This window comes from Neobacillus drentensis (assembly GCF_036965245.1).
GTDB lineage: Bacteria > Bacillota > Bacilli > Bacillales > Cytobacillaceae > Neobacillus > Neobacillus drentensis_G.
Map to the genome: position 1 here is coordinate 21579 of NZ_JBALPG010000024.1, position 4676 is coordinate 26254.

Annotated in this window: 5 protein-coding genes; 4 read left to right on the top strand and 1 reads right to left on the bottom strand. The window is 39.7% G+C overall.

Annotated elements, in window-relative coordinates; translation table 11 throughout:
* Nucleotides 1-85: 85 nt before the first annotated feature.
* The gene (locus V7150_RS06945) at nt 86-1744 is read right to left on the bottom strand and encodes an FAD-binding dehydrogenase (RefSeq protein ID WP_335515375.1); all 1659 of its coding nucleotides are present in this window, start codon (nt 1742-1744) and stop codon (nt 86-88) included.
* Nucleotides 1745-2017: 273 nt separating this feature from the next.
* Here V7150_RS06945 and V7150_RS06950 point away from each other — a divergent pair, with 273 nt between their 5' ends.
* The 4 genes from V7150_RS06950 (at nt 2018) to V7150_RS06965 (ending at nt 4648) form a co-directional block, all read left to right on the top strand.
* Nucleotides 2018-2347 (top strand): PadR family transcriptional regulator, encoded by a 330-nt coding sequence (locus V7150_RS06950; RefSeq protein WP_335515378.1) that lies wholly within the window; start codon nt 2018-2020, stop codon nt 2345-2347.
* A complete protein-coding gene (locus V7150_RS06955) occupies nt 2344-3546 on the top strand; it encodes a DUF2812 domain-containing protein (protein ID WP_335515381.1) in 1203 nt (400 codons plus the stop codon). Before V7150_RS06950 ends, V7150_RS06955 begins: the two co-directional genes overlap by 4 nt.
* A 140-nt stretch (nt 3547-3686) precedes the next feature.
* Nucleotides 3687-4007 (top strand): hypothetical protein, encoded by a 321-nt coding sequence (locus tag V7150_RS06960; RefSeq protein ID WP_335515383.1) that lies wholly within the window; start codon nt 3687-3689, stop codon nt 4005-4007.
* 80 nt (nt 4008-4087) lie between these two features.
* A complete protein-coding gene (locus V7150_RS06965) occupies nt 4088-4648 on the top strand; it encodes a maltose acetyltransferase domain-containing protein (RefSeq protein WP_335515386.1) in 561 nt (186 codons plus the stop codon).
* Nucleotides 4649-4676 lie beyond the last annotated feature (28 nt).

Here is a 4676-nt window from a genome sequence, read left to right on the forward strand (position 1 = left end):
AAATTGTAATTGTGCCCGAGACCGGAAAAAAGCCCTTCATCGGTCAAAAAAATTTTTTCATGTTTGTTTGCAGAGGATTAAATGGTTATGATTCTAATTCCTTTGCAAGTGCACGCCCGGCTTGCCTTCCTGTAAACAGGCAGCCGCCGACGAATGTTCCCTCGAGTGAACGATACCCATGAATGCCACCCCCGCCAAACCCAGAAACCTCACCAGCAGCAAATAGGCCAGGGACCGGGTTCCCAGAGGAATCTAGGACTCTGCCGGATAAATCTGTTTGCAGCCCGCCAAGCGTTTTTCGACTAACGATGTTTAAACGAACAGCAATTAATGGACCCATTTTTGCATCAAGAATTTTATGTGGTGAAGCAACTCTAATAAGTTTATCGCCAAGATAATTCTGTGCACCGCGCATTGCAGTTATTTGCAGATCCTTTGTAAATTTATTATCAATCTCTCTGTCTCTAGCAACAATCTGCCGTTCGATATCGTCCAGGTTTAACAAGTTAACCGCGGTGAGCTTGTTCATCCCGGCAACAAGTTCCGGCAAAGTATTGGCGATAACAAAATCCTCACCTTTATCCATAAATGCCTTTACAGGAGATGTCGGCCCTGGCAGCACACGAGCTAATACCTTTTTAATACTCTTTCCAGTCAAATCCGGATTTTGCTCCGACCCTGACAAGGCAAACTCTTTTTCAATAATTTTCTGCGTTAAAATGAACCAAGAATAATCATAACCAGTCTTCATAATGGCATCAAGGGTTCCTAAAGTGTCGAAGCCTGGAAAGTTTGGTGCAGGGAAACGCTTCCCTGTGGCATCGAGCCATAAGGAGGACGGACCGGGAAGAATCCGGATACCATGCATCGGCCAAACCGGGTTCCAGTTTTTTATGCCTTCTGTATAATGCCACATCCTGTCTCGATTGACGATACGACCGCCAGCCTTCTCTGTAATTGCCAGCATTCGTCCGTCAACATGCTGTGGAACACCTGAAATCATATTTTTTGGAGCCTCGCCAAGTCGCGCCGGCCAATTTTTTCTAATCAGTTCATGGTTGCCGCCAATACCTCCACTAGTTACCATCACAGCTTTCGCATGGAATTCAAAATCTCCAACCACATCGCGGGAACTTGCTTCGCCGCGAGCAGCCGAACTTGGAACAAGTATTTCCCCACGTGCCCCGATGACGGCACCTTTTTCCGTCAATAATTCATTCACCCGATGGCGCGGGCGATAATCAACAAGACCATTAGCCATTGCTTTTCGAACTCTATCTTCAAATGGTTTAACAAGACCAGGACCTGTTCCCCAAACGATGTGAAACCGCGGAACGGAGTTGCCGTGCCCTTCTGCAAGATAGCCCCCGCGTTCAGCCCAGCCGACTACTGGAAAAAAACGAACCCCCAAATCATATAGCCATTTGCGCTTTTCACCTGATGCGAAGTCAACATAGGCCTTTGCCCACTTTTTTCCCCAGTAATCCTCGTCTTCTTCCCGATCAAAACCTGCTGCTCCTAACCAGTCCTGCCAGGCAAGTTCACGCGAATCCTTAATCCCCATCCTTCGCTGTTCCGGTGAATCGACGAGAAATAATCCGCCAAAGGACCACCATGCCTGTCCACCAAAAGATGCTTCCGGTTCTTGGTCTAAAAGGAGCACTTTCTTATCTGCATCCGTAAGCTCAGACGCTGCCACTAAACCAGCGAGTCCAGTACCCACCACGATTACATCATAATTCAAACTAGTTCCCCCCATTCGTAAGAATCATTTAAATTACAGTTTTTTCTGAAAAAACAATATTTAAAATTATACCACGACTTCTGGTCCAATGTTACGATTTCAATACTAATCATTTGACTAATTGATACCTATCAACAGTCATGAATATTTTGAAAAAAAACAAATTGAAATATAAGTCACGACGTGATATAGTCATGATAAGACATATTTACTTGCGATATAGTTTCAAACGGTTATTCACTATATAAAACCAAGACTTGTGAGGTGAGAATTTTGGATATTGATAAAGTCATAAAAAAGTATGTACCGATGACAGAAACGGCGTTCTACATTCTTCTATCTCTGACGGAACCGCGTCATGGTTACGGTATTGTTAAACATGTAGAGGACATTACAAACGGAAGAATTGTATTAGGATCTGGAACCGTTTACGGAACGTTAACGAAAATGCAAAAAGATGGAATCATAACGGTATTTGCTGATGAGGAAAGAAAAAGGGTATATGAGGTAACGGAAACAGGAAGAAAATTAATTACAGCCGAGATTAACAGACTTAAGGAACTGTACCAGAATGCATTGAAATATGAGGGGGATTTTTTGTGATCAAAAAAATTTGTAGGCCATTCTGGAGTTATGATGTACAAAAAACAGAAAAATGGCTCTCATCTATGGCGGAAAATGGATATTTTTTAATCAAGATCAATCGAGTTTCACGGTGTTTTTTCTTTCAACAAGGTGAGCCTAAGAAGCTAACGTACCGAATTGGGTTTGATAAAATGCAAGGGGAGTCACTATCCAGAGGGTTAATGGCAGAGGGATGGACCAAGGTTTTACGTGCGGGCAACTGGTTTGTCACGTCTAATGAAAAGTCACCGGAGCAAATTAAAACCTCCTCTGTCCGGGAAGGAATAATTAAACATAATCGAATCATAATGTATATTTTCGGAGGTGTAGTATTCTATTTTTCGATTATGGCAGCATTCTATCTAAGCATATTTGGGCTAATTTTATTTTCAGCAGATTCCAAAGTTGAGGTAGTAGAAAGTCCATATTGGATATTCACCTATTTATATTTTGGTGTTTTAATAGCTATTTTCATTCTTGGACTATATTCAGTGGTTAAAATTAATCGGACAAATAAAAAATTGCTGAATGAAAAAATAAATAGAGATGAACTTTTCAGCAAGACTCAAGGTAAAGGCAAACTAAACAAAGCGGAAGAAAAGAAGTTAAAGCGTTCAGGGCAATTGGTTATTAAAAGAAGACTAGGCTGGATGTATGCTCCAGATAAGTTAGAACAGTGGCTCGAGAAAATGGAGGAACAAGGATATAATCTCTACCGCGTTAGCAGGGCTGGAACAACCTTCCATTTCTTTGTGGGGCATCCGCGAAAGGTAAGTTATTGTGCAGATTATCAAAACATTGCTGATGAGAGCTACTTTGATATCCACAGGGATGCAGGCTGGAATAGTGTATTTCAATCCTATGGATCATTGCAAAAGTGGTCGATCTGGAGCCGCGAATATTCTGAAGGCGAAGACCGCCTACAAATTTACAGTGATAAAACCAATCAATTAAAACATGCAAGAAAGATTGGTATCGCCTATACATGCTTGTTCCTTCCTTTAATCATTGCCTATTTGTTTAATATAGGATTGGGATTAGAAATGATTAGTCATAACAAACTAGATAAATTGCAAATTTTTAGTATGGTTATTATGTTTATAGCAATTCTGTCTTTTGGGAGCTATTCAATCAGGACATGGATGTACTACTGGAGATTAAAAAAGCAGGTTGGTTGAAAATAAAGGGGAAAGAGTAAAAAGAGTGGAGATTCCACTCTTTTTGCTCTTAATGGTACCGGATAATTCTAGTAATAAAAAGGTAATCCTTTCCTCATTGGAGAATAAATTTATAATGCACTGTAGGAAAGGAGTTTTTTATGAAAAATTTCTTCAAAAATGCCTTAAAGGTTTCATTTACATCACTGATTGCGACGATTATTGTGACAATTATATTATTGGGTTTGTTGAGTCTGGCTGGTTTTGATTCAAAAATCCTTCATATGATTGGAAAGGTTTTTATTGCAATTGCCTTACCGTTTTTAATCTTGAATCCAGTATTTGGTTTAATCTACGCATTTTATGTCAAAGGAAAAATGAAAATCCTATTTATATTTTTACATTTTGCTTCAATTTGTACGATTTCAGTATTTGCGTTCATAAGCTTTATGTTTAGATATTTTGTCCCTTTTGCCCCTTAAATCGTAACAAAGGTAAATTTTATGGAATTACGAAAGTTTGATAAATTGGAAAACAAAATTCAACGTTAGGAGACCAAATCATGAAAACAGAAAAAGAAAAGATGATCAACGGTGAACTTTATAATGCTGCTGATTTAGAACTTATAAAAGAACGTGAGAATGCAAGGGGATTAACAAGATTATACAATCTTACAATAGAAACAGAGAGGGCCAAACGATCTGACCTCTTAAAAGAATTGTTTGGTTCTGCAGGAGAAAATATTTACATAGAGCCTAATTTTCGTTGTGATTACGGCTACAACATTCATGTCGGTGAGAACTTTTATGCGAACTTTGATTGTGTTTTTTTAGACGTTTGTGAAATTCGGATAGGGACGAATTGTATGGTTGCGCCAGGTGTTCACATATATACAGCAACACATCCGCTGAACCCAATAGAGAGAATTTCCGGCGTTGAGTTTGGGGCACCGGTTGAAATCGGCGATAATGTATGGATTGGTGGGGGAGCGATAATCAATCCTGGTGTGAAAATAGGAAATAATGTTGTCATTGCCTCAGGTGCAGTTGTCACAAAAGATGTTGTTGATCATGTTGTGGTTGGCGGAAATCCTGCAAGAGTGATCAAAAAGATTGAAGTATAGGTTGTAAGAAGTGTTTCGTATATATCAT